Raw genomic sequence first — 24470 nt, forward strand, 5'->3', positions numbered from 1 at the left:
CGAATTAGCTCCTCAGTAGTTTCAGTTTTTCGCTCAGGTGCCGAAGCTGATAATGCAACTCTTTAAGTTGTTCCGACAGGCCATCAGGGCCTTTCGGCGGCAGCAGGCAGATTTGCTCAGCAAGAAAACCTTGTTTGAGCAATAAAAATTTCATTGTTTCAGAATTCACCCAGATGTGCTTCCTGTTTTTAAGCTCTTCATTGTCTTTGCGGCTCAAGGCAAGCTCATCACAAAGACGGGCGTTCTGCAGAAAGGTTCCTGAATTCAACTGATTTTGTTTTTCAAGTACAAGTAACATGCTTATTCAGATCTTCCCAATCTCTCTGCAGGTGAATTCTTTGTGAGGCCTTTCCGACGCTCATACTTAAAATCACATGATTCAAACATTATAACAAGGTCCTGCGAAGTAAAAAACCGCCGCTGTCCTTTTTCTGAAAAAGCCTCTTTCAGATTGTCTCATGGATATGACTCTCAAGCTCTTAAAAACAGGCCAATACTATGTATTTGAATATTAATGATAATAATACCATCTGAATTTAAATCTGACTGTAGCTTTTTTACAATTGAAGGGCTTTGAGCTGACTTTAAGAAAATATCAGCGCTTGGTTGGGGGCTCATTTGATTATGGGTAGATTCCTGTGCCTCAGAACCTTGTGCAATTTTGCAAAAAAACAAGTCCGTGATTCTTTCACGGACTTGTTTTTAAATCAACTCAACAAACAGGGCTTTTATTTGATCAGGTTCAAAGTCGTGTCCAAATTGCCGGAGACGACGCTCAGAATTTTGGTCATGCCTTCTACCGCGTTGCTGACATCGGCAATGCGGGTATTGATCGCTGCCAGAGCCAAGCCGGTGACCCCATCAAATTTGACGGTTCCAACCAGTGTGCCGCCGGTGACCAAGCCTGTGGTGGCATTCAGTGTGCCGCCCAAACGAATTTCACCCGTTACGGGGCTGATCACGTAATTGGCTGCAACGTTACTTTGGGCGGTAAAACCTGCAACCAAGGGGTCATCATTGATACCAATCGAGGCTGCGCCTTGGGCCAGATTGTACTCTTGGTCGAAGTTGTCTTTCATCCAAAGCTCAAAACGGGGCAGTTGGCCGGGTTTGTCGAAAAAGGTTTTGATAAAGGTCGGGTATTTGAAAGGGGTGGCCTGGTTATCCACTACTTCTAAGGTTTGAGCCGTGTCATCTTTATCACGTGGGCTGGGAATCACCATGGTTTTCGACAGACGGGACTGTTCTTGGCGCAGAGGCGCATAGTCAAAAGTTGATTTACCGATTACAACAGGTACAGCCATTAAATTCCTCCTAAAGCTTGAAAGCAGATTATCTAATTATAGAGAGCAGACTGTTCAAGGGATTGATATCAATCCCAGAGATCAGTGTGGTTAAAGATTCAAGAACGCCTTGGGCCTTCTGAATTTCGTCGTTGACATCTTCAAGGCGAACCCGATCGCCCAAATCATAATCAACTTTGCCAGCAATTCCCAAAACGCTGTGTTGAGAAGCTGACCAGTCTGAGGTAATTACGGAACTTGCGGAGTGTGGCTTTATACCTGCGACAGCTCCTGTTTCAAGGTTGACCCCATTGAAAATACCTTCAACGCGTATTCCATTCTGACCAGCAACGGTAGAGGTTGCTTTGATCACGAGATTATTATTGCCATTTTTCAGAAAGCGTTGGATATAGACATCGGGGTCGATATCCTGGGCGCCCTTGAGTTGGTCATTGTTAAAATCAGGATCAAAGAAGGGGATCGTCAGGTTGGCTCCCGCACCGTTTGTGGGGTCACTGTAAATCGCCAGTTTGGCCCCATTTAGCTCAACCTCAAAGGTGACACCCGGAGGAGCCGTGATGCGAATATTGCTGAATTCACCGTCGGGATAGGAGCGACCATAATTGGTTAAAACATTGGGGGCAGCAATGGGAACCAAAGGATTTGAACCTGAGGCTACGGGGTCATCGCGCATGCCCAATTGTTCGTTGTTGGCCACACCATCGCCCAAACCATTGGGTGGATCAGGAGGGCCCGCAGGTGGTGGAATACGGCGAATTTCCATTTCACGTCCAAAATAATAGGGCTTATTGAGCTGGGCGTCTGGATGCCAAATGCTGTTATTCAATGAACCAAAAGATGGGCGGTAACGGATCAGGCCTGTCAGGCGGTCTACCTGATAGCGGTTATCATCAATGATATTGCTGCCGTATTTATCGGTCAGACGGTTGACTGCTGTCATGTGAGGGTTGACGAAATCATGGCCTTTGATCAGAACCATGGAACCCAGGGGCACAACACCGCCGACCAAATTGGTAAAGGCAGCACCAACCGTAACGGTCACGGTGTTTCCGGCTACACCGAGATTGGTAATCGTACGTTGCTCGCCGTTGACTTCGATTTCTTCGCCGACATGCAACAAAGATTCAAACGGTGTTTGGCTTTTGTCGAGAGACAGGGTGGTGGCACTTCCCGAGGAAGAGACCAAACCCGCGTAGCGAACCGAGTCTGCACGCATACTTTCGATAAAAAGAGGGGTGCCCATGGGCATACTGTAGGTCGCAATATTGCTCGGTACAGTGACATTGCGTGTTAGCTCGGCGGTCATTTCGAGATTCACATCGCCATAATTCCGTGCCACGGTACGGTAAGTGTTGCGTGTTTTGATTTCCTGATTTTCAAGATTCTGAGCACGCAACTGCATCAGAACAAACTCGATATCCCCGAAGGGCATGATATTACTTGGGACTGACCGGTATCCACCCACTGCTACCATTGCGTGTTGTGTTCCTCGCTTCTGCTTATTTTACTCAGAAAGTCTCTAGTCACTATCTTAGATAGAAACCTGAAGAGACGAGCGTCATTTAATTAAAATTTAATATTGGCTGGGATTTATTTAACAGTTTAAGTCACTTTCTGTTTGGTTGAGAGGGCATTTTTTATTTGCCTTGCCTTTGGCTGGGGGGTGAAGAAGCTGATGGAGTTGAACTTCGCTGACTTCGTTCAGTTTCTTGCTGACTTTAGTGGACTGTATTCTGTGATATTATTTTTCTTGGTAATGCCCATCGGTCGCTCGGGCAGAGCAGACGTGAAACTTGGGAAATGAGAGCTTATGCTGCTGATTTTCCCATTCCGATGTAAAACTCAAAGTACGAAAATTCATGCCTGCAGGGGGGTGGAGTGTCACTCTTAATATACTCCTGGCACAACCAGAGCAATAATTACACTGAATGAGGTAGCTATGTTTCCAACAGCATTGATATACAGCTCACATAACCGTAGCGAAGAGATTCACCGTTGGTGGATTGTCGAACGGGCTTTAAAAGATCCTTTCAACAAAACCGTGCTCTATCTGCCCATGTCCATGGGAAGTCAAGACAGCCAGGAATACAGTTGGGGAACTTTTCGTTGGTATTTTGAGTTCTTCCGTAAATGGGGCCTTGAACCCCGCAATTTTTACTGGAACGATCAGATGTCCAAAGCAGACGTAGATCTCCTCTTTGACTGGTTGGTGAATACCCAGGTTGTGATTTTGGGTGGCGGCAGCAGCACCCTTGGACGTAACCGTTACAATGCCTTGGGTGAGCGTTATTATGGTGACCCCTATATGTTTGAGCGAATTCTGCATGAACGTCAGGATCGGGGCTTGCTGACGGTTGGCTTTTCTGCCGGTGCAGATCAACTCTGTTCTTATATGATGGGAGCTGTAGAAGCCGGTTCTCATGATGTCTCTGGTTTTGGCCTTGCCCATAATGTCATGTGTACACTTCACCATGAGTGGGGCCGTGAAGGCAGCCTGAAATATGCCGCAGCCCGTTTCCCCAGCAATGTGGTGTTTGGCTTGCCCAATGACTCAGCCTTGGCTGTTGATCAGGGTTTCCTTGATTCTGGCAATATCTGGCAGCTGATAGAGTTTGTGGTAGATACCAGCTGGGATATTCCCAACGAACAATTCCATATCAAGACCCGCCAGGGTATGAATATCGATCACTATTATGCTGACGGCCGCCACTGGACCTTCAAAAATGGCGACAAGATGGTGCGCGTTATGTCTCAGGATGATCAATACCATGGCGTTTGGGTTGTACTTGCCAATGGCCAGATCTATGATTACTGGTCTCAGAATCGCAGTCTGTATCCCAGTATTGAAGCCATTTTGGCTTCTCACTGATTTTGTCTGAACTTCAGGGCAGGGGGGCTTCGGCCCTCCTGTCCCTCCTCGTTTTTGTGCTTGTTTCAGGCGTTTTGATGCCCCCTGTCTTTGCTTTGGACTGGGGGCATCGTCTGGAAGCTGAAAAGATTCCAGGGGCTGTTGCTTTGCAGGTGGCTGCCGGTCATCCTGTGCTGGTAAAGACCTTTGGCGTGCAAAGGCACAAAGCGAAGATTCCACTTTCAGAAAACACACTTTTGCCCCTGGATGCGCTGTCTGAGCTTTTTTTAAGCAATTTGCTTTTGCAGGATGTGAAAGCCGGCAAACTGGATTTGGATGAGAATATTAACAGCTATTTGCAAAAGCTTCAGGTCGTCAATCCTTTTTCGAGTGCCCTAAGCTTGCGTCATTTACTTTCTCACCGCGATGGTTTCCCTGAATGGTGGGCGGGGCGTTGGGTTGAAAATTCACGCAAAGTTCCCAGTTTGGAAAAAAATCTGAACTATGGTTTAAAACCCCTGGTGCTGGCGCCTGGCAGCACGCCTACGCCTGGCAGCTGGGGTGCGGTTTTGGAGGGCTATTTACTTGAAACACTGAACAACAAACCTGTCGCAGATCAGATCAAAGCAGCCTGGGGTTTAAAATCCCTTCATGTGGGCCTGCCCGCTGCTGAACGGCGTTTACAGGGCCATCTGCTCAAAGAAGAGCGTCTCTTGACTTATCCTGAGCGGCTTTACAGTACGGCTCCTTTGCAGGATCAGCTCTATCTCAGTGTTGCTGAAATGGGAAAAATGCTTGAGAAATGGGCGGGCACACAAGTGGGCATGGAATCCATTTCGCCGCTCTTATTTTCTTCTGGCAGAGAGGCTTCTGAGCCGACTTTGGGGGTTTACCGTTTGGCTGGGGCTGAGGGACTGTTTTACGTTGAAAGCCATCATTTAGGCGTCTCTCAGCTTTTATTGGTGCAGCCGCGTGAAAAAAAAGCTGTTTATTTGAGTTTGGGGCGCGAAGACCGTGATTTGATTTGGGAATGGGCCTATGAACTCTTGGGTTGGCAGCCTACCAAACTAAAACCTTCTGTTTCTGCTTCACAGCAGGGGGTTTCAGGGCTTTATGGGTATCCCCATTTTCACCGTCAGAGTCTGGCTGCCTTGGCGCGTTTGCATCGGGGCCTGCTGAAGGTTGAAGAAAATTCAACGGGAGTTCTCACGCTTAGCAGCCAGGGCTTGGATCCTTTTGGTGGCTTTGTAGGCCAAACGATTTGGGAACCGGTAGGCCCGCTTGAATACCAGCGCCAAAATAGATCAGAGCGACTTCGCTTCAGCAAACTGGCGGAAGGTGGGTTTGCACTGCATTCTGAGCAGGGCCAGCAGGGGGTGTATTTTCCGCTTGTCTGGCAGAAGCATCCTCTTGTACAAGCGGCGATGGCCTTGTTTTTGGCGCTGTGTTTGCTGCTCTGTTCCGTTCGTCAGTTTTATAATTTCTGGAACCATGAAGAACCGCTGACCCAAGCGGAGCGTTCAGAGGCCGAGACCTCAGATCCTTCTCTTTTAATGGCCATTGCTGCGGCCTGTGGCTGGGTCTTTTTGCTGGGTTTTCCCTTGGCCTTTTTCCATGAGGCCTTGCCCGGTGAAATGAGTCTGGCCTGGCAGGACCCCTTGAATCCGTGGCTATTTGGACTCTTGCTTCTGCCGCTTTTTCAGATTATTTTTACGGTAATAGCTTTGCTTTTGGCTTGGAGCCAGTTCAAAACTTGGGGGCGTTTGGATCGGGGCCTTGCGCTTTTGCAAGCAGGAGCTACGTTTGCCCTTGTTTGGGTTTTATATACCTGGCATTTAATTGGCTTTCAGTTTTAACCTGGGCTCTGGTAGCGCATCGGCAGCCAGAGATTAAACGTGCTGCTGGGGCCTTCTTGGGGGACATACTCCAGTTGGGCCTGCAATAATTGGCTGAGACGAAGTGCAATTGAAAGCCCCAGGCCTGTGGAATGTTCTCCAGAAGTGGGGCGGGCCGAAAGATGAGCAAACTTTTCATACATATGGGCTTGATCTTCCTTGCTGAAGCCGGGGCCTTGATCTTCTACCTGTAAGCGGATTTTGGGCTCAAGATAGTCTGCGTGCAGGGTGATTTGTTTCATGGGAGGAGAAAACTTCAAGGCGTTTGAGACCAGATTATCAAGAATTTCTCTCAAGAGAAGCGGGTCTGTGCAGATCGTTGGCAGATCAGGATCTGTTTTTAAAACCAGATCTAAATTTTTTTCTTTGGCCAAGGGCAAAGCATCTGACCAGATTTGCTCCAAAAGTTCCTGAACAGAAAACCAGTGGGGATGCGCCCTGATTTTTCCATTTTCCAAACGGTGGATATCGAGCAGGTTGCTGATAATCGCCCGCATGCGTTGGGCATTGCGATCGACCATTTGGGCGTATTGTGAGATTTCTTCTGCTTGAATCTGAGTTGCATTTTCTTCCAGAATATGGGCTGCACCTGAAATCGCATTGAGAGGGGAGCGCAGATCGTGAGAGACAATTGCTAAAAGCTCATCTTTTTCCTGATTTAAGACCTCTAATTTCAAGGCTTGTTTTTCAAATTGCAGGGCCTGTTGTGAGATCTGTTCCTGGGCCCGACGCAGTGAAAGATGGGTATTGACCCGTGCCAAGAGTTCCTGAACGCGGAAGGGTTTGGTGATATAGTCTACGCCCCCGGCCTTGAATCCTTCTAGAATATCTTCCTGTTCGGTGCGCGCAGTTAAAAAGACCACAGGAATTTTTTCAGTTTCTGCCTGTGATTTGAGTTTGCGGCAAAGTTCAAATCCACTGATTTCAGGCATCATGACATCGAGCAGAATAAGATCTGGGATTTCATGAGCAAGAATTTTAAGTGCTTCTTGCCCACTTTCTGCACTGGAAATCAAATAACCCTGTCGTTCCAGGGCTGTTCTTAAGACAAAAATATTTTGACGCGAGTCATCCACAATAAGAATCTGATCAGTTTTAGCCAACGGCTTTACTCCATCGGGTTACTCTAGAAAGGTGTGCTTATTATAGCAAAAGCAGGTTTTTTTTTCTTGATTATTTTTTACTCAGCTGTCTTGCTTGAGTGTACGCGCCAAGGTCAGACTTAGCCCCGATTCTGTCGGCAGGGTCTTTTTTGCTTCTGCCAAGGTGGCGCCTGTGGTGAAGATATCGTCTACCAGCAGAAGGGTTTTTCCGCTCAGTTTTTGCACTTGTCGCTCTGAGACGGTGTCAAAGCAGTTATTCAGGGCCAGTCGGCGTTCTTCTAAAGAAAGTGCGTGTAAGGCGGGGGTGAGTTTTTTACGGATCAGAATTGGTCTCACAGGGCTGTTTAAGGCTTCAGACAAACCGCGCGCCAGAGCTTCTGCCTGATTATAACCCCGTTCGTTCAGGCGTTCTGCATGCAGGGGAATGGGCACAATGGCCTGTATCGGGCGATTGAAATGTCGGAACCACTCTCCCAGATAAAACCCCATGCTGTGTGCCAGAGGGGCGCGACCGTGGTATTTGGTTTGACCCAGCAATTGACGTAAAAGACCCTGATAGGGGCCGTAGGCCATTTCAGGCCAATCTCCCCCTATCAGGGCTTCTGAATCAGAAAAACTTTCAATTTGCTGCCAACAGGCACGACACAAGGCTCGTTGGGCGGAACGCCGACAATTCAGGCAGCGGATTTGCCAAAACAAGGGGCTATTTAATAACGACTTCAAGTTCTCCCGTGGCAGGCGTCGTGTTAATATTCTGACCTGGAGAATTCTGGTTGATCTGAACCTGTTGTTGCGGGTTGTCGGGTGAAACCGGGCTATTGGAAAAACCATTGCCAGTTTGCCCGTTGTTTTCAGGAGGGTCCTGGGCAACGGGTTCCTGTTGGCGCAGATTGTTCAGATCCACAGGTTGAGGCGGAGCCGGAGGCAGGCCTTGGCCGACCAGGGTCATCATGCCAGCCCCCAAATTCACCATGTTTTGCAGGTCGGGGCCACTTACGCCCACATTGCCTTCAAAAACAGTGATCTGCGTGATAATATCAGGCAGAGCGAGTGCCACGGGGAAGGTGCCAAAACCCAAGGGTTGCGCTGTATTCATGCTGCTGCGGTCGGGCATGGGTAGAAAGGTGCTTTGGGTCGTGGGTTTTTCTTCCACACTGACCATAAATTCGGTTCCCAAAACAGTGGCAACAGCGGTACGGGTGCGTACACGCATTTTCTGGTTTTGTTTTTGAACTTTGAAATAGGCTTTTCCCTTGTGCAACTGCACTTGTTTGGCGGCCGCTGCACGGATGCGTGCTATTGAACGACTGCCCAAGCGCACCACAGAACCATCGGCGTAATGGATTTGCGCGCGGGAATTCCCACCTGTGCGGATATAGGTACCACTTGAAAGGGGCATGCCACGCGAAGCGCTGATCCAATGGCCTCCGCGATTGATTTGAACCGTATTGTGGGTCCAGGCGACACGGGCTGCACTATCAGCCTGACTTTCGTGGGGGCTTGCCAGAACCAGAACGACGGCGGTCAGACTCAGCGGTAAAATTCTTTTCATCATGCGTTTTCCTCTAGCTTTCAGATTGAATCGCTGTAATCAGATTGATACCCATGGAGAAAATCCCCGCACTGCGTTGAGCATCTACCATATTCACGATCTGATTATAGTCTCCCCTTGCTTCGATTATAAACCATGGGCGCAGGACGTGCCACTGTAAGGCGAGACTTCCACCAAACCTGAATTCATCAAGAAATTCAGGGGTTGCAGAATAGCCACGGGGCTGAACCTGGGCGTTGGCAAACAGGAAAAGATCGTCGGTGATATTGTGGCGGTAACCAGCGAAAAGCAGGTTGCCCATATAGGAAAAATCATTGCTTTGGGCTGCGAGGTAGTCCATCTGGTAACCCAGATAGAGAATATGTTTCTTTTCAAAGAACTGATACCAGGTGGCTCCGAGCATAAAATCGTTGTCAAAACGCTGAACATTGGGGTCGCGCCCCAAAGAACTGGACAGCACGGGTATCCAACCGCCATAGAGATTGAAACTGTCGCCGAACCACTGTGAAACAGTCGCTGAGAGGGGGATTCCCAAAATCTGGTTGCGGCCCGCCAGATTGAAGTTATTGAACCAAAAGCCCTGACTGCGCAGCAGGATTTGGGTATTGGTGGGGAAGGTATAGCGCAGAATGCCGGTCAGCATACTGCGGTTGACCACACTGCCCTGGCCGCCAGCGACCTGATCTACATTGCTGTTGTATTCGGTTTGATTGCGCAGCTCCAAACGCCAAAACCAAGGGTTTTGGGTGGGCAACATCCGACTGAAATCATCTTCAAGAGGGCGTTGGTTGGGGTCGGGAACATAATTGGGATCCTCTTCTGGCAGAACCAGCTCTGACTCAGACAATTCAGGCTCTTCATCTGCGGTTTCGCTGTCATCTGTCTGTTGGACCTGGCTGAGAAGAAGAGGGGCTGGGGCCGCCACCGCGAAATTGCTGAAACTCAGAACTGAGGCGCTCAGTAAGGCTGTTAGCCAAGTAGGGTTGAGTAGAGAAGACATTTTCATGACAGATATCCTTTAGCTGTTTAAAGGTTGTTATTCTGGTACAAAGCAAATTCATTATGGCAGACCAGAGAAAAATACGTCAACTCTGGCTTTTCAGCCTGAATTGAAGACATTTAAAGCACTTAAGACTATCGCCAATTCGTCGAAAGCCCAGTATAGTGGGGGTAAATAAAAATTCAACCGTGCATTTTGACGCCTATGGATACGCTGACCGCCATTATTTGTCTTTCAGGCTCTCCTTCCTGGAGCTTGCCGCTTTTGCATGTGCCCGTGCCGTTTCTGGTTTCGTTTTGCAATCAACCCCTGCTTAAAAATATGCTTTTGCAGTTGAAGAAGTCTTCCGTGGAGCGGGTGGTATTTATTTTGGATGATCTCTCTGCTTCCTGGATGCATCCGATTCGTGCGGAATTGGCCCGAACGGGATTGGTAATTGATTATCTGCTCATGCGTCATTTATACGATACCGAAACCACCCTGCGCGACGAATTGTTGGATCGCCTGCCCTTGGAGCAGCCCGTGCTTTTGCTTCAGGATCCCTTTCCTGATTTGGTAAATATTGGCGCTTTTCTCAAGTTTCACCGTGAGTGTCAGGCCGATTGCAGCGTGCGCCTTTTGCCGGGGCGACAGGCCCACGGCCTGCTCAAGCAGGTTTATCTTGATGCTGAAGATCAGGTGAGTCTGAAAGAGCAGGAGGGGGTGCGACCCACCCAGGATACACGCATGTATTTGCTCGAAACAGATATCTTTGAAGATTTATTACAGGCCCGCATTCCGCTGCTCAAGGCTTCTTTTTCTGAGTATTTTGCTGAAGCTGTTCCCTATTATTATGGCTATTCCGATGCCCAACCTCTGTGTATCTGGAATTCTGTCAACGAGTATCTGGCGACCCAGAAGCTCTTTTTTGAACAGACCGACTTGCGGCCCGAAGGCAAAATTCTGCAGAAAACAGAGAACACCCAGGTTTGGATGGGGGAGGGGGGCTTTTGTGAAAGCCCGCCCGAATGTCAGGGGCAGGTTGTGATGGGCCGCAACTGCCGGATTGGGAAGGGAGTCAAACTGCAGGGCCCTGTCTTTTTGGGGGATTATGTGCAGATTGGGTCGGGCACCCATTTGGAGAATGTGACGGTTTGGGCCCAAACCCAAATTGGAGCACGCTGCCAGCTTGAAAACAGCCTGATCGCGGCCCGCAGTTCAGTGGCTTCGGATTGCCGTTTGCAATCGGCTTTGATTGCTGACCAGGCCCATCTTGGGCCGGGCCAGCATTTGCGCAAGGGAGATGTTTTGGGGCCTTTCAGCCGCTTGGGCATGGAATAGTCTCAAGCCTTGGTAAAGACCAGCTGGCCTTCGCCCAGATTGGCCTGAATCGTATCCCCTTCCCGGAAGGTGCCCTGCAAAATCGCCATTGAGAGTGGGTTTTCCAGCTCTCTCTGAATCACACGTTTGAGCGGACGGGCCCCAAAGGTGGGGTCATAGCCCACTTCAGTGAGGTGATCCTTGGCGGCATCGGTCAGTTCCAAGCTGAGTTGCTTGTCAGCCAGCAGCTTGCGCAGGCGTTTGAGTTGAATTTCAAGAATATGGTGAAGCTGATTGCGTCCCAGAGAGTGAAAAACAATCGTCTCATCAATCCGGTTTAAAAATTCAGGTCTAAAATGCCCTGCCAGTGAGGTCATGACGGCATCCTTCATTTCTTCGTACTGAAAGTCGCCGTCGCGGTATTGCAGAATATACTGGCTGCCAATATTGCTGGTCATGATGATCAGGGTATTCTTGAAATCGACCTTTTTGCCTTTGCCATCGGTCAATTGGCCGTCATCGAGAATTTGCAGCATGATATTGAAGACCTCGCTGTGGGCCTTTTCAATCTCATCAAAGAGCAATACGCTGAAGGGTTTGCGGCGCACGGCTTCTGTCAGTTGGCCGCCCTCATCATAGCCGATATACCCTGGAGGCGCACCGATCAAGCGGGAGACCGAGTGTTTTTCCATATACTCTGACATATCAATCCGTACCATGGCGCGTTCGTCATCGAAGAGAAATTCTGCCAGGGCTTTGGCCAGCTCGGTTTTGCCGACCCCTGTGGGGCCCAGGAAAATAAACGAACCGATTGGGCGATTGGCCTCTTTCAAACCGGCACGGGCCCGGCGCACGGCATTGGATACCGCTGTGATCGCATCTTCCTGGCCCACCACCCGTTTGTGCAGGTTTTCTTCAAGGTAGACCAGTTTCTGAACTTCACCTTCCACCAGTTTGGTGACGGGAATATTGGTCCAACGACTGACCACTTCGGCAATATCTTCGCCATCAATTTCTTCCTTGAGCAGGCGTTCTCCACCTTCGCCCTGCAAGGCCAGTTCGCTTTCCTTGAGCAGACGCTCCAGTTCGTTCAGACGGCCATATTTCAGCTCTGCGGCTTTGGCCAGATTGGCTTCGCGTTCGGCTTGGGCAATCTGCACATTGGTCTGTTCAATTTCTTCTTTGATCTGGCGCACTTTCATGATCTGATCCTTTTCCCCCTGCCATTGGCGGTGGAAAGCATCGGATTTCTGACTGAGATCGGTGAGTTCGGCCTCCAGTTTCTGCAGACGATCGGCGGAAGCACTGTCGGTTTCTTTGAGCAGGGCTTCGCGCTCGATTTCGAGCTGCATTTTGCGGCGTTCGATTTCATCCAGCTCAGTGGGCATGGAATCTATTTCTGTGCGGATTTTGGCCCCAGCTTCATCGAGCAGATCAATGGCCTTATCGGGCAGCTTGCGATCGGTCAGGTAGCGGTGTGAGAGCGTGGCTGCGGCGATAATCGCAGAATCTTTGATGCGCACGCCGTGGTGAACCTCGTAGCGTTCACGCAGACCGCGCAGAATGCTGATGGTGTCTTCAACCGAAGGCTCATTGACCAAGGTGGGTTGAAAGCGGCGCTCCAGAGCCGGGTCTTTTTCGATGTATTTGCGGTATTCATCGATCGTGGTAGCACCGATACAATGCAGTTCTCCACGCGCCAACATCGGTTTGAGCAGATTGGCAGCATCGACGGAGCCTTCGGCTGAACCCGCCCCCACCACGGTATGCAGCTCGTCAATAAAGAGCACGAGCTGTCCTTCACTTTCTTTGACTTCTTTGAGCACGGCTTTGAGGCGTTCTTCAAATTCTCCCCGGTATTTGGCCCCGGCAATCAGTGCCCCCATATCCAGGGTGATCAATTCTTTGTTTTTGAGGCCCTCTGGCACGTCGCCTTTGACAATGCGCTGGGCCAGGCCTTCGACGATTGCGGTTTTACCCACCCCCGGATCGCCAATCAGAACGGGATTGTTTTTGGTGCGGCGGCTGAGCACCTGAATCACGCGCCGGATTTCGTCATCTCGGCCAATCACAGGGTCGAGCTTGCCTTTGCGGGCATATTCAGTCAGGTTGCTGCCATATTTTTCCAGGGATTGGTAGCTGGCTTCGGGGTTTTTATCGGTGATGCGCTGTTTGCCGCGAATACTGCTCAAGACCTGGTAGATATTCTCACGGCTGATGCCCTGTTCTTTGAGCACCTGGTGGGCAGCGCCTCTGTCCTGATCATCTGCCAGGGCGATCAGCAGGTGTTCTACGCCGATGAATTCATCTTTCATGCGTTTGGATTCCTGCTCGGCCAGCGCAAAGGCCCGGTTGAGGCGGTTTGAGATATAGGCCCGGTTGACATCGCCCGTTGAGGAAGTCACGCGGGGCAGTTTGTTCAACTCTGCTTTGACCTTGTCGGCGACCAGTTCGGGCCGTTTGTTGAGCTTTTTCAGAATCTCAGTGACAACCCCTTCGGGTTGCTCGATCAACGCCAAAAGCAAATGCTCGTTGTCGATATAGTTGTGGTTGTATTCTTCAACCATTTGTTGGGCCTGGGCCAGGGCGGCCTGGGCTTTTTCGGTCATTTTATTAAAGTCCAGCATGGTCTTTTTGCCTCCATCAGGGGTTCCTGTAATGGTTATATCAAATTAAAAATGAAAAGTTAATAGGATTGATAAATAATTTATCTTTTCTGGGGGGACCGATCGCTGCCCTGAAGCGGGAACGAAGGGGCCTGGGCCTCCAGATATTTTCTGAGCTCTGGGGGAGAGGTGTGATAGAGCAAGCTTTTTTTTGTTTGCTGTGCATGGTAAAGCAGCGGGGCCTCTTCCTGATCCGGCGCCCCAACTGGGATTACCAGATCTGTTTCTGCAAGGGCTTCACTCAGGCTCATGTCTGCCAAAAGTTCAAGCGCAAGATCGGGCAAAGTTCCCAGATAGTGCGTGATCTCAAGCAAGGCCTTTTCAAGCTCCTGTTGGATGGTTTCCAGGGATTCTGAGCCCGGAACCCAAATCAGAATGCGGATGGGATCCTCTGCGCGAAAAGCTTCGAAGAGATGGGTTAAACAGGCATACCAGCGAGAGCTGGGCAGGGTGGCTTCAGACAAATACATTAAAAAACTCAAACGCTGATCGCCGCGTTGCGGAGCGGGTTCTAAGTTTCCCACTTGTTTTTGCAGACGCAGGATTTCAGCTTCCCAGGAAGGATCCAAAGGGCCTGCCTGGCGAGCGCGCTTCAACCAGCTGAGTTCGTAATCTGCAATCTGGCGAAATTGCATAATCCGTGCCAGGAATAAATCTGTTTGCTCGGGGGCAAAACCTTGTGCTAAACGTGCTGAACGCAATTGTTCTGATTGGCTCAATTCAGAATAAAGGCGTACAATCAAAGCCGCTTCGGCTGGGATATCGCTGCGGTAGCGTTCGAGATTGCCGGCATGCATGCGGGAGTAGCTATAGGCCTGGGGCATGACGCGAAAAGGAATGCCCTGCCAAGCCAGACGAAACCAAAATTCATAATCCTGGGTGAGTGGAAAAGACTCTGAAAACAGGCCAAAGCGTTCGACCAGAAGACGTGGAAAAAAGACAGTAATGCCGTTGATATAGTTGAACAGGAAAAAATAAAAGAACTGCAAATCATCAGCGGGGTCTTCGGCCTCTTCCTGCCAGCTGACGCAGCCTTGGGTTTGGAAAGTCTGTCGGATTTCCGCTTCTGGCAATTTTGCTGATTTCAGTGCGTAGTCTAAATCATGGGAAATATAGCCGGGGGCAGTATGTAAAACCCCCGGCCTGTCTGAAAATATCCGGGCATAGGCCTGGCGTTGCTGGCTTATTTTTTGAGGCAAAAACCAATCATCGGCGCTGAGCCAGCAGATAAATTCTCCGCTGGCCTGTTCCAGGGCGGTATTGAGTGCGCGGGTGGTGCCGCAACGGTTGCGTTTTTGGCGAATCAGCCTGACGCCTGAGGATGTGTATTTTTGCTCAACCAAGCGGTCTCCGCCATCACTGGAGCCATCATCGACCACCAGAATTTCAAGCTGGGGGTAATCCTGGCTGAGTAAGGAGTCGAGGGCCTGCTCAATATAAGCAGCATGGTTATAGAGCGGCACCAGGACTGAAACGCATTCTTCAAACACAATGGCATCTCTTTGGGCGGTTAATTTAAAAGACAAAAGGAACCTGCTCTTCAACCTTACTCCGAGATAATTTTTGAGGCAAGTCTGCTCAGTCGGCCCGTGATACTTTCTCAGAGTTGTTCAGTCTGTGCCTTTCTCTTGTACAATAGAAATACATACATCAATATACAAGTCTATGGGAGCCCTGCAACCTTGAATACTCTCTCTACACGGACGGCAGTTCCTGATCCTGTCATTACCATTTCTGGCCTGAGCAAAGCTTATGCGTCTGGATTTCAAGCCCTAAAGCAAGTCGATCTGCAAATTCAGAGAGGTGAAATCTTTGCGCTTTTGGGCCCCAATGGCGCAGGCAAAACTACGCTGATCAGTATTATCTGTGGCATTGTCAATCCCAGCCAGGGCTCTGTCAGCGTCGATGGCCATGATATTCTCAAAGACTACCGGGCCGCCCGCGCCAAGATTGGTCTGGTGCCCCAGGAATTGACCAGCGATATCTTTGAAAAGGTTTGGAGTACCGTGCAATTCAGTCGGGGGCTTTTTGGCAAAGCGCCCAATCCTGCACACCTCGAAAAAATTCTCAAGGATCTTTCACTTTGGGAAAAAAAAGAAAATAAAATCATGACCCTTTCAGGGGGCATGAAACGCCGTGTCATGATTGCCAAAGCCCTTTCTCATGAACCCAGCGTTTTGTTTCTGGATGAACCCACAGCCGGTGTCGATGTCGAATTGCGGCGCGATATGTGGGAGATGGTGCGTAAATTGCGCGATCAGGGCGTGACGATTATTTTGACCACCCATTATATTGAAGAGGCCGAAGAGATGGCCGATCGGATTGGCGTGATCAACAAAGGGGAATTGATGCTGGTTGAAGAAAAAACAGCCCTGATGAAAAAACTGGGCAAAAAACAATTAACGCTTCACCTGCAGGCCCCGCTTGCACAAATCCCTGCGGGGCTGGAAGGCTTTCAATTGGAGCTGTCTCCCGATTGCTGTGAGCTGATTTATACCTTTGATACCCAGGCAGAGCATACGGGTATTGCCCATTTGTTCAGGCTTTTGGGAGAGGCCGGCATTGATTTTAAAGACCTCAATACCTGTGAAAGTTCACTTGAAGAAATTTTTGTAAAGCTGATTGGAGAAAAAGCATGAATCTCCATGCCATCAAAGCCATTTACCAGTTTGAACTTGCCCGTTTTTTTCGTACCCTTTTTCAAAGCATTGCTTCGCCCGTGATCTCGACATCGCTCTATTTTATTGTTTTTGGTTCCGCGATTGGTTCGCGCATGACTGAAATCGATGGCACCAGCTATGGGGCCTTTATTGTGCCTGGCTTGATCATGCTCTCGGTTCTGACAGAAAGCATTTCCAATGCTTCGTTTGGGATTTATATGCCCAAGTATTCAGGCACGATTTATGAGATTTTATCTGCGCCGATTTCGGCCTTTGAAATTGTAACGGGATATGTGGGTGCGGCAGCTACCAAATCGATGATTCTGGGCACGATTATTTTGGCGACGGCCCGCCTGTTTGTCAGTTTTTCAGTGCTTCACCCGTTTTGGATGCTGGCTTTTTTGATCCTGACTTCCCTGACCTTCAGTTTGTTTGGCTTTATTATTGGGGTCTGGGCCGATGGCTTTGAAAAATTGCAAATTATTCCGATGATGATCATTACGCCCCTGACCTTTTTAGGTGGCAGTTTTTATTCGATTCATATGTTGCCGCCTTTTTGGCAAAAGCTGACGCTTTTTAATCCGATTGTCTATTTGGTCAGTGGTTTTCGCTGGAGTTTTTATGGCATTTCAGACGTGGGCGTGGGTCTGAGCTTGGGCATGACGGGTTTCTTTCTGGTGCTCTGCCTGTTTGCGGTCTGGCTGATTTTTAAAACCGGTTACAAGATTAAAAATTAAGGTCCGTTTTTACGTTTTTCCAGAGCGGCATGGTAACGGGCCCAGCCCAGATTGATTTTTGCCAAAAGCTCCTGGCGGCGCTCGCTTTCACTGAGGGGAATTTCCCGCACGAGGGCTTCCAGGGCTTTGAGGTCTTTGCGCAATTGCAGCTCTTCAGGCAAAACGCCGGCATTTTTGAGAATTTTATAGGCCATGCGTGATTCGGGCGGCACATCGCTATCTTCTTCCAGGTTCAGGGGTTGGCCTGCGCCGGGAAGATTTTCAAATTCTCCCCTGCGCAGGGCTTCTTGAATTTTTTGTTCGACAATTAAATCAAAATTTCCCATGCCCTTATTTTAAATCCAATTCAGCAACCGATTCAAGCCAGTAGAGCCGGTCAATTTCTGCCGTCGAAATCACTTTCCAGGCACTGAAATTGCGGGCCAGGATTTCAAACAGGCTGCGTCTGAGATCGGGGGCGCAGAGCAGGATTTGGCTTTGGGCCACCTGCTCCAGTAATTTTTCCTGTAGGCTTCGCGCCAGCGCTTGAGTTTCGGGGCCTGGTTTTGCCTGGGCCTGGCGAAAAGCGTTTTCTGTTGTTTGAGAGAGGGTCAGCACTTTGAGTCTGCCCTGGGCATCTGCCAGGCGGGCGCAAATGGAGCGGCTCAGGCCTTGCCTGACTTTTTCCCGCAATTCAGCTCCTTTTAGCCCCTGATCCAAACCGTCAGCCAGGCTTTCGCAGATCAAGGCCAGGGGGCGGATTGAAACCTGTTCTTCGAGCAGTTCTTTGAGAATGCGGGTGAATTGTCCAATCGTCAGTTTTCCTGGGGTGGGAGCATCCAAACTCAGAAGTTCATCCAGAACCACAGGATGCGTTTTGCGCAGGTTTTCAAGCATGACAAAGACTTCTTCCCGCGAGAGAATTTCGTGTGCGAAGGCTTTGACCAAGCCTCCGAGATGTTGCAGCAAGAGTTCTGAGCCGTCCAGCCCTTCTGATTCGGATGAAACGGCGGCATAGCATTGGGGCAGACGTGCGAGTGGTTTTTCGTTTGCTTGGGGGGGTGCAGGCCTGAGTTGGTATCTTTGCTGCGGATTCAGCTGGCCTTCGGCAATGCTTGCGCCATGAACCAGGATACGGTAGCTGTCTCCTTTCAAATTCGCCTGGTCGTGAATTCTGATACCGGGCAGAATAAAGCCCAATTCTTGACTGATGGCCTGGCGTAAACTTTGCAGTTTGGCTAAAAACCCGCTGGCTTCCGCTTGTTCGCCCTCATTTTCAGGGGACAGGCTGTTTTGAATGGCTTGAGCCCATTCGGGGGAGAGTTCCAGGGCCAGGGGGGGAACCGAGAGGGTTGCGAGCAGGTCGGCGGGTCTTTGTCGGCGCGACTCGGCCTGGGCTTCGCTGTCGCGACGAACGCTATCGAGGTAGCTGAGCAGATCCAAGCCTTTGATACGGTACTGACCGTGAATTTTAAAGGATTTCAGGCTATTGGCCTGAAGCAGACGTTGAACCGTGCGTAAACTGACACGCAGCAATTCGGCGACTTCTTCACTGTTATAGAGTTTTTCGGGAATGAGGGACAGACTTTGCATTGTATTTTCTCCTGGGTCGGAAACCTGTTGAGAGGCTTGGTTTCGCTAGACCTGATTTGAGTTTAAAGCGAAACGACAATCAGGTCAACGACAATATTTTGTGATTTTAACGACAATGACGACATAAACGACAAGTTTTAAAATGGCTTTTGCAAGGCGATGGTCTGATTCGGAGGAGCCGACTGCGCAGACCTGAACCTGCGCTAGAAAGGCGAAAGATTGATATCCCCTTCGCACCCGGCTACAATGGGAGCATGTTCCAGATTCAGCGTCGACTTTATTCGTTTTTTGCCCAAGCCGGAATTCTTTTTCTGAGCTTGTTTTTGGCTTGGCCCGTTCAGGCTCAGAACTTTGCCATTCCCCGGATTAATATTGGGGTGGAGCAGGCCCGCACGCCCGAAGAAATGGTCTTCAGTGTTCAGCTGCTCTTATTGTTTACGGTTTTGGCACTGGCGCCTACGATTTTGGTGATGATGACGCCCTTTACCCGGATTGTGATTGTTTTGGGTTTTCTGCGCCAGGCGCTGGGTACACAGCAGGCGCCCCCCAACCAGGTTTTGGTCGGGCTTGCCCTGTTTATGACCCTGTTTATTTCCATGCCCACTTTTCAAGAGGCCAATGACAAAGCGCTTCAACCCTTCTTGAAAAAGCAGATCAACCAAGAACAGGCTCTGGAAGCTGGCTTGGAGCCTTTTCGCAAATTCATGCTCAAGCAGGTTCGCCAGGCTGATCTTGAGCTTTATTTAAGTTTAGCGAAAGTAGACCGCCCCAAAACCCCTTCTGAAGTGCCAACCCATGTGCTGATTCCTGCTTTTATTACCAGTGAACTCAAAACTGCTTTTTTGATTGGATTTTTAGTCTATATCCCTTTTTTGATCATCGATATGGTGATTGCCAGTACCCTGATGTCGATGGGGATGATGATGCTGCCTCCCACAGTGGTGTCTTTGCCCTTTAAGCTGATCATGTTTGTGCTGATTGATGGCTGGAATATTCTCAGCCAAGCCATTATTGGGAGCTTTTCATGAACCCGGAAGCTTTGTTTTTACAGGTTTTGCAGCAGGGATTGGCCCTGACAGCCAAACTGCTGGCCCCGATGCTGCTGATCAGTTCTGCCGTGGGGATCATGGTCGGCCTTTTTCAGACGGTGACACAGATCAACGAAATGACCCTGACCTTTATTCCCAAAATTATTGTGGTAGGGTTGGTTTTGCTGATTCTCGGGCCCTGGATGATGCATTTGCTCATGGATTTCTCCCATGATCTGATCTTGGGGATTCCTGCCGCCGTTAAGTTCTGAAATGGAACTCTATACCCAGGTTTTACAGCAATTGCCCTATTTTGCCCTGGTAGCTCTGCGGGGCAGTGGCTTGTTTCTTACCGCTCCGATTTTTGGTCAGCAGCGGATTCCCAACCAAGTGCGGGTGATGTTTGCGATTATAATTTCAGCAGCGATTTTTCCGCTGCTGCCTGCTCGCCCGGTACCCGCCGATGCACTTTGGTATCTGGTGGTGGGTATTCTTGAAGTGATTACAGGGATTATTTATGGCTGGTGCGCTTCGCTGATTTTTGAGGGCATGGTTTTGGCGGGGCAGTTTATTGGTTTACAAATGGGTTTTGCCCAGGCCAATATTCTCAACCCAGATTCCCAGACGCAAAGACCTTTGCTCTCAGAGGTTTATTTTATTATGAGCCTGCTGATCTTCTTTTCTTTGAATGGGCATCATTTTCTGATTCTTGCCTTTCAAAAAAGTTTTACTGCTGTGCCTGTCGGTGCTCTGATCTTTGATCAACGGATCCTTGAGCATATTTTTCTACTTTTTGCCCAGATTTTTTTAGTAGCCTTGATCATTGCTGCGCCGATCAATGGCATTTTGACCCTGATAGATTTGATTCTGGGCCTGGTGGCCCGTACTGCGCCGCAAATGAATGTCTTGGTGATCAGCTTTTCGATCAAGATCTACGTTGGGCTTTTGACGCTCTTGTTTTCGCTTTACTTTACCTTTCAGTTCATCCATGATCTTTTACAGCAGTTACTTTTGCAATTGGCGCAGGTGCTCTGATGGCCGATCCTTCAAAAACAGAAAAAGCGACGCCCAAGCGTCGTGAAGAATTGCGGGGCAAGGGGCAAACCGCAAAAAGCCAGGAACTGAATACCGCGATTCTGTTTATTGTGGCGATTGTCTTTCTGCGCCTTTATTTCCCCTATGTTGTGAATTTTATCCGCTCAGAAACCTATCGTCTTTGGCATGTCTTGCCCCATGACATGACCTTGACTGCTTTTCTGAATTTAATGACGCAAATCTTTGCTGGAATTTTACAGCTCTTGGCGCCTCTTTTTCTGGTTTTGATTGTGACGGCGGTGGTTACCAATTTGGGGCAGGTGGGCTTGCGGGTTTCATTTTTCCCTCTCATGCCTGATATCTCCAAATTGAACCCTGTCAGTGGCTTGAAAAAATTATTCTCTCCGCAACCTTTGGTGCAGTTGGCGCAAAACCTTGTCAAGATTACGATTTTTGTCTGGTTAGCGGCTTCGATTCTGACCCATCACTACCAACAATTGCTACAAACCATGCAGATGAGCCTGAGTGAAACAGGGCGCTTGATTGGCTCGGTGGTTTGGGAGATCTCCTGGAAACTGGGCTTGGTCATGCTGATTCTGGCGATTGTCGATATCACCTGGCAGCGCTGGTTTTTTGAGCGCAGTATTCGTATGAGCAAGCAGGAGATCAAAGATGAACAGAAAAATGCAGAAGGGGATCCCCAGATCAAAGCCAAAATTCGTCAACTTCAGCGTAAAGCGGCGCTAAAACGGATGATGGAGGCGATTCCCCGTGCCGATGTGGTATTGACCAACCCCACCCATCTGGCCGTGGCGATTGAGTATAAGCCTGAAGAAATGAATGCGCCGCAGGTGGTGGCAAAGGGGGCGGGGGCTGTGGCTGAAAGGATCAAGGAACGTGCGCGTGAATACGAAGTACCGATCCTTGAAAACAAGCCTTTGGCCCGTGCACTTTTTCGCTCGGTTGAAGTGGGTGATGAAGTGCCTGCTGAGCTTTATGCGGGGGTTTCAGAGGTGTTGATTTACGTCTATCAACTGACAGGACGGCTGGAAGAGTTCTCGCCCAGAGAACTTTAGCGTATCAGGTAGCGGTAACGGGGTTGCAGTTCGAGCAGCGATTTTTGCAGAAGTTTTTCCTGCAAACGGGCCAGAAGTTCTGCCCGATCGCTTAAATTGCCTTTGCCTGATTCTGTCACTTCGCTGGCCTGGAGTCTTTTCGGGCCTGATTTCTGCCAAAGTTCGAATCCCAGCCGCATTTGCATTTCGATTTGGGCGGATCTGTTCTGGGGGCCCGGCCAGCCCAAGGGATAGGTTGGATTCATTTCTTTTAGTTCACGCAGTCTGACGCGGGTTTTTAAAATCAGCGGAGGCTCATTTTCAGTTGCCAATGCCTGACCTTGGCTGAGAAGGCGCAGATCGTGGGAGCAGTTTTTCCCAGGAGAGAGATTCAGCCGCAGTTCGCGGGGAAACTGGCGCAGGAGTAGGTTTTGAAAAGCCTCAGCTTCTTCAGTGCTCAGGGCCGTTTCTGTGGGAAGGGTTTCCAAACAGAGCTCGGCTTCCCGTGTATCTGGGGGCACAGGATCTTCCAGCACCATTTCAAGGCTATAGCAGCTTCCCAGCAGGGAGAGCAGCGCACAGAAAGATAAAAACCTGTAAATCATGCCTTTCAGTTTAGCAGATGCCATTGGCTGGGAGGTACTCTTCTCTCTGACTTCGGGGTATCATAGAGTGTGCTTCTGCATGAACAGACACAATTGAGAGAGAAAGAGGACTTAGTGGTGAGGCAATTTGATGGACTCAAAGGGCAAGATCTGGTTCAGTTACTCAATACGCTGGCGGGTGAAGGCACCTTGAAGACCCCTGGCGTGATCCATAAATTACAGGCAACCCATCCTCTGGGGGCTCAAAATACGCTTTATATCAGCGAAGATGTGTTTATTCATGCTTCTTCTACCGAATTTAAATTCAGTTTGAGTTCGGCCTTGGGTAAACGAGGCTTGATTGACAAGGCCCAACTTCAGGAAATGAAAGACTTTCGTAAAGCCCAGCAACCCACTCCCTCTCTGGCGGGTTTGCTTTTGAAACATGAATTGGTTTCTCCATCCAATCTTTTACGGGTAATCAATCACCTGAACGAAGTTTTGGCCTATGAAATCATGATGTGGCCGAATGCTGATTTTAAACTCTTTCCGCTTGAAGAGCGTCCCGATGATTTCTCTACTTTTTTCGCGGGAGAATTGAAGCCTGAAGGACTTTTAAATGTTCAAGATTTTGCCTTGGATGCAGATAAAAACATGCCGGTTTTGCTGCTCATGCGTGAAAAACTGGCAAACCCCAATATGATTCTGCGCCGTACCCGCGAGGTCGCTGATAACGAGCTTTCTGAACATCAGGCCTTGGTACATATGCTGGTGAATAACCGCAACAGTTTGCGGGATATTCTGCTGCTCTCTGATCTTGATTATTTTGAAACCTATACCGCGCTGTTTCAGCTTTTGAGTTGGGAGATGGTGGGGGTCGGCAGTTTAGAAACCCCCCGTTATCTTAAAAAAGAACCTGCTCCTACGGTTCGGCCCAGCGTCTCCCCCCGACCGGCTCCCTCTCTGGCCCGTGCAGCGGCCCCCCCTGCTGCCAAAGCTGAACCTGAATCCACAGGTGAAGAGCGTCTTTTCTTGCGTCGGGCCCGTGGTGCCGATCTGTTTCAGGTTTTAAGTTCTCTTTTAAAAGGGGGCAAACGCAGTGGCAAACTGGTGGTCGAAAGTCAGAAAAGCTCTGTGCGCAGTGAATTGATGCTGCATGAGGGCAATCTGGTTCACGCCAGTTCGACCATGTACAGTCACCGCTTTGGCGATTTACTCGTTAAAAAAGGAACCATCAGTTCTGAACAGCTGAATGCCGCGCTTGAAACGCAAAAAGAAAGCGCGGGCAAGCACTTGGGTGAAATTTTAGTTGAACAGAAATTGATTCCTGCGGATACCATTCCCAAAATAATCTACCATCAGATTGAATGCGTGCTCTATGAGCTTTTAAGTTGGCCTGATGCCAAATATTATTTTGAAGAATCTGCACGGCCTCTGCAGCAACAGTTTGTGGTCTTTGCCGATTACGAAATTGTAGATGGCCGTTTGATTCACCGCGAAGGCAGCGATGAGCCCAGTGGCCGAGATGTTTTGGGTGATGCGGATAAAAATCTGGCGATTCTTTTGATGATCAAAGAAAAAATGCCCCAACCCAAGGCCTTGGTGAGCAGAACGGCCAAAGACCCTGATTCAGCGCTTTCTTCTGAGCAGGAGCAGGTCATGACCCTGGTCAATGGACAGAATTCAATCAATGATATTTTGGTGCTTTCAGACCTGGATTATTTCGCAACCTATACTGCCTTGTTTCAGGTTTTCAGTACCGGTTTAATCGAAATCCAGGAATTAAGAGATGATACTGCCGGTGCCCAAGAGAGCGTAGTCGCACGCAAACCGATAGCTTCGACTCGCCCTGAATCTATTTCAGAAGTGGTCAAACCCAAACCTGCTTCTCCTTCACCTGTTTCGGCCCCACCAGCAGCTCCACCGAGCCGACCTGCGGTGACAGCCAGCGCGAATGCTTCACAACCCTATGAGCAATTGCGTAAAATCTTAGGGGAAGATATCCTGCGTGCTTTGACTCAGTTTCCCGCGCATCAGACTCCTGCTTTGCGCAAGGCACTCGAAGCCCTGATTGAGATTGCACATTCTTCCCGTTGAAGAAGAAACCGTGTTGACAAATTGTAAACAATTAG

The 24470-nt window shown here is 49.4% G+C and carries 24 protein-coding genes; 11 read left to right on the forward strand and 13 right to left on the reverse strand.

Translation table 11 applies throughout. The features are described from left to right. Positions 1 to 4: 4 nt before the first annotated feature. The 4 genes from COW20_23745 to COW20_23760 all read right to left on the reverse strand — a co-directional run bounded on the left by COW20_23745 (position 5) and on the right by COW20_23760 (position 2736). Positions 5 to 298 (reverse strand): hypothetical protein, encoded by a 294-nt coding sequence (locus tag COW20_23745; protein ID PIW44658.1) that lies wholly within the window; start codon positions 296 to 298, stop codon positions 5 to 7. Between the two features lie 173 nt (positions 299 to 471). Then, a complete protein-coding gene (locus tag COW20_23750; GenBank protein PIW44659.1) occupies positions 472 to 675 on the reverse strand; it encodes a hypothetical protein in 204 nt (67 codons plus the stop codon). A gap of 53 nt (positions 676 to 728) precedes the next feature. After that, the gene (locus COW20_23755) at positions 729 to 1304 is read right to left on the reverse strand and encodes a hypothetical protein (GenBank protein PIW44660.1); all 576 of its coding nucleotides are present in this window, start codon (positions 1302 to 1304) and stop codon (positions 729 to 731) included. 28 nt (positions 1305 to 1332) lie between these two features. Beyond that, a complete protein-coding gene (locus COW20_23760) occupies positions 1333 to 2736 on the reverse strand; it encodes a hypothetical protein (GenBank protein PIW44661.1) in 1404 nt (467 codons plus the stop codon). A gap of 186 nt (positions 2737 to 2922) precedes the next feature. Between COW20_23760 and COW20_23765 the strand changes: the two genes are divergently transcribed. The 3 genes from COW20_23765 (at position 2923) to COW20_23775 (ending at position 6008) form a co-directional block, all read left to right on the forward strand. Beyond that, the gene (locus tag COW20_23765) at positions 2923 to 3108 is read left to right on the forward strand and encodes a hypothetical protein (protein PIW44662.1); all 186 of its coding nucleotides are present in this window, start codon (positions 2923 to 2925) and stop codon (positions 3106 to 3108) included. A 135-nt stretch (positions 3109 to 3243) separates the two neighbouring features. Then, the gene (locus tag COW20_23770; GenBank protein ID PIW44663.1) at positions 3244 to 4173 is read left to right on the forward strand and encodes a hypothetical protein; all 930 of its coding nucleotides are present in this window, start codon (positions 3244 to 3246) and stop codon (positions 4171 to 4173) included. 2 nt (positions 4174 to 4175) lie between these two features. After that, positions 4176 to 6008, forward strand: a complete 1833-nt coding sequence (locus tag COW20_23775) for a hypothetical protein (GenBank protein PIW44664.1) — start codon at positions 4176 to 4178, stop codon at positions 6006 to 6008. Here the strand turns inward: COW20_23775 and COW20_23780 are convergent. The 4 genes from COW20_23780 to COW20_23795 form a co-directional block, all read right to left on the reverse strand. Beyond that, on the reverse strand, positions 6005 to 7150 hold the full coding sequence (locus COW20_23780; protein ID PIW44665.1) for a hypothetical protein: 1146 nt from the start codon (positions 7148 to 7150) through the stop codon (positions 6005 to 6007). The genes COW20_23775 and COW20_23780 overlap by 4 nt on opposite strands. An 81-nt stretch (positions 7151 to 7231) precedes the next feature. After that, complete coding sequence (locus tag COW20_23785) at positions 7232 to 7798, reverse strand: hypothetical protein (protein PIW44666.1); 567 nt, start codon at positions 7796 to 7798, stop codon at positions 7232 to 7234. Positions 7799 to 7853: 55 nt separating this feature from the next. Continuing rightward, on the reverse strand, positions 7854 to 8705 hold the full coding sequence (locus COW20_23790) for a hypothetical protein (protein ID PIW44667.1): 852 nt from the start codon (positions 8703 to 8705) through the stop codon (positions 7854 to 7856). 10 nt (positions 8706 to 8715) lie between these two features. After that, entirely contained in the window at positions 8716 to 9708 is a 993-nt protein-coding gene (locus COW20_23795) for a hypothetical protein (GenBank protein PIW44668.1), read from the reverse strand. Between the two features lie 198 nt (positions 9709 to 9906). Between COW20_23795 and COW20_23800 the strand changes: the two genes are divergently transcribed. After that, positions 9907 to 11022, forward strand: a complete 1116-nt coding sequence (locus COW20_23800) for a hypothetical protein (GenBank protein PIW44669.1) — start codon at positions 9907 to 9909, stop codon at positions 11020 to 11022. Positions 11023 to 11024: 2 nt separating this feature from the next. Here the strand turns inward: COW20_23800 and clpB are convergent, their stop codons facing one another. Continuing rightward, entirely contained in the window at positions 11025 to 13625 is a 2601-nt protein-coding gene (gene clpB / locus COW20_23805) for an ATP-dependent chaperone ClpB (protein PIW44704.1), read from the reverse strand. An 83-nt stretch (positions 13626 to 13708) separates the two neighbouring features. Continuing rightward, on the reverse strand, positions 13709 to 15271 hold the full coding sequence (locus COW20_23810) for a hypothetical protein (protein PIW44670.1): 1563 nt from the start codon (positions 15269 to 15271) through the stop codon (positions 13709 to 13711). A 120-nt stretch (positions 15272 to 15391) separates the two neighbouring features. On the opposite strand from COW20_23810, the gene COW20_23815 reads away from it, so the two are divergent. After that, positions 15392 to 16306: a multidrug ABC transporter ATP-binding protein gene (locus tag COW20_23815; protein ID PIW44705.1), complete on the forward strand. Its 915-nt coding sequence runs from the start codon at positions 15392 to 15394 to the stop codon at positions 16304 to 16306. Beyond that, positions 16303 to 17064, forward strand: a complete 762-nt coding sequence (locus COW20_23820) for a sugar ABC transporter permease (GenBank protein PIW44671.1) — start codon at positions 16303 to 16305, stop codon at positions 17062 to 17064. Before COW20_23815 ends, COW20_23820 begins: the two co-directional genes overlap by 4 nt. On the opposite strand, the gene COW20_23825 is transcribed toward COW20_23820, so the two are convergent. Next, on the reverse strand, positions 17061 to 17390 hold the full coding sequence (locus COW20_23825; GenBank protein ID PIW44672.1) for a DUF1992 domain-containing protein: 330 nt from the start codon (positions 17388 to 17390) through the stop codon (positions 17061 to 17063). The two genes, COW20_23820 and COW20_23825, sit on opposite strands and share 4 nt — an antisense overlap. Before the next feature lie 4 nt (positions 17391 to 17394). Continuing rightward, on the reverse strand, positions 17395 to 18636 hold the full coding sequence (locus COW20_23830) for a hypothetical protein (protein PIW44673.1): 1242 nt from the start codon (positions 18634 to 18636) through the stop codon (positions 17395 to 17397). Positions 18637 to 18890: 254 nt separating this feature from the next. On the opposite strand from COW20_23830, the gene fliP reads away from it, so the two are divergent. From fliP to flhB, 4 genes are read left to right on the forward strand one after another with little or no spacing between them, the layout of a single operon-like run. After that, positions 18891 to 19664 carry a flagellar biosynthetic protein FliP gene (fliP, locus tag COW20_23835; GenBank protein ID PIW44674.1) on the forward strand — a complete coding sequence of 258 codons (774 nt, stop codon included), beginning with the start codon at positions 18891 to 18893 and terminating at the stop codon, positions 19662 to 19664. Then, positions 19661 to 19936, forward strand: a complete 276-nt coding sequence (locus COW20_23840) for an EscS/YscS/HrcS family type III secretion system export apparatus protein (GenBank protein ID PIW44675.1) — start codon at positions 19661 to 19663, stop codon at positions 19934 to 19936. Before fliP ends, COW20_23840 begins: the two co-directional genes overlap by 4 nt. A gap of 1 nt (position 19937) precedes the next feature. After that, positions 19938 to 20699 (forward strand): flagellar biosynthetic protein FliR, encoded by a 762-nt coding sequence (fliR, locus tag COW20_23845; protein PIW44676.1) that lies wholly within the window; start codon positions 19938 to 19940, stop codon positions 20697 to 20699. After that, positions 20699 to 21775 carry a flagellar biosynthesis protein FlhB gene (gene flhB, locus COW20_23850; protein PIW44677.1) on the forward strand — a complete coding sequence of 359 codons (1077 nt, stop codon included), beginning with the start codon at positions 20699 to 20701 and terminating at the stop codon, positions 21773 to 21775. Before fliR ends, flhB begins: the two co-directional genes overlap by 1 nt. Here the strand turns inward: flhB and COW20_23855 are convergent. Continuing rightward, a complete protein-coding gene (locus COW20_23855) occupies positions 21772 to 22383 on the reverse strand; it encodes a hypothetical protein (GenBank protein PIW44678.1) in 612 nt (203 codons plus the stop codon). The two genes, flhB and COW20_23855, sit on opposite strands and share 4 nt — an antisense overlap. A 93-nt stretch (positions 22384 to 22476) precedes the next feature. Here COW20_23855 and COW20_23860 point away from each other — a divergent pair, with 93 nt between their 5' ends. Next, positions 22477 to 24435, forward strand: coding sequence for a hypothetical protein (locus COW20_23860; protein PIW44679.1), 1959 nt, complete (start codon positions 22477 to 22479; stop codon positions 24433 to 24435). Positions 24436 to 24470: the final 35 nt, after the last annotated feature.

The sequence above is a fragment of the bacterium (Candidatus Blackallbacteria) CG13_big_fil_rev_8_21_14_2_50_49_14 genome (assembly GCA_002783405.1).
Lineage (GTDB): Bacteria > Cyanobacteriota > Sericytochromatia > UBA7694 > UBA7694.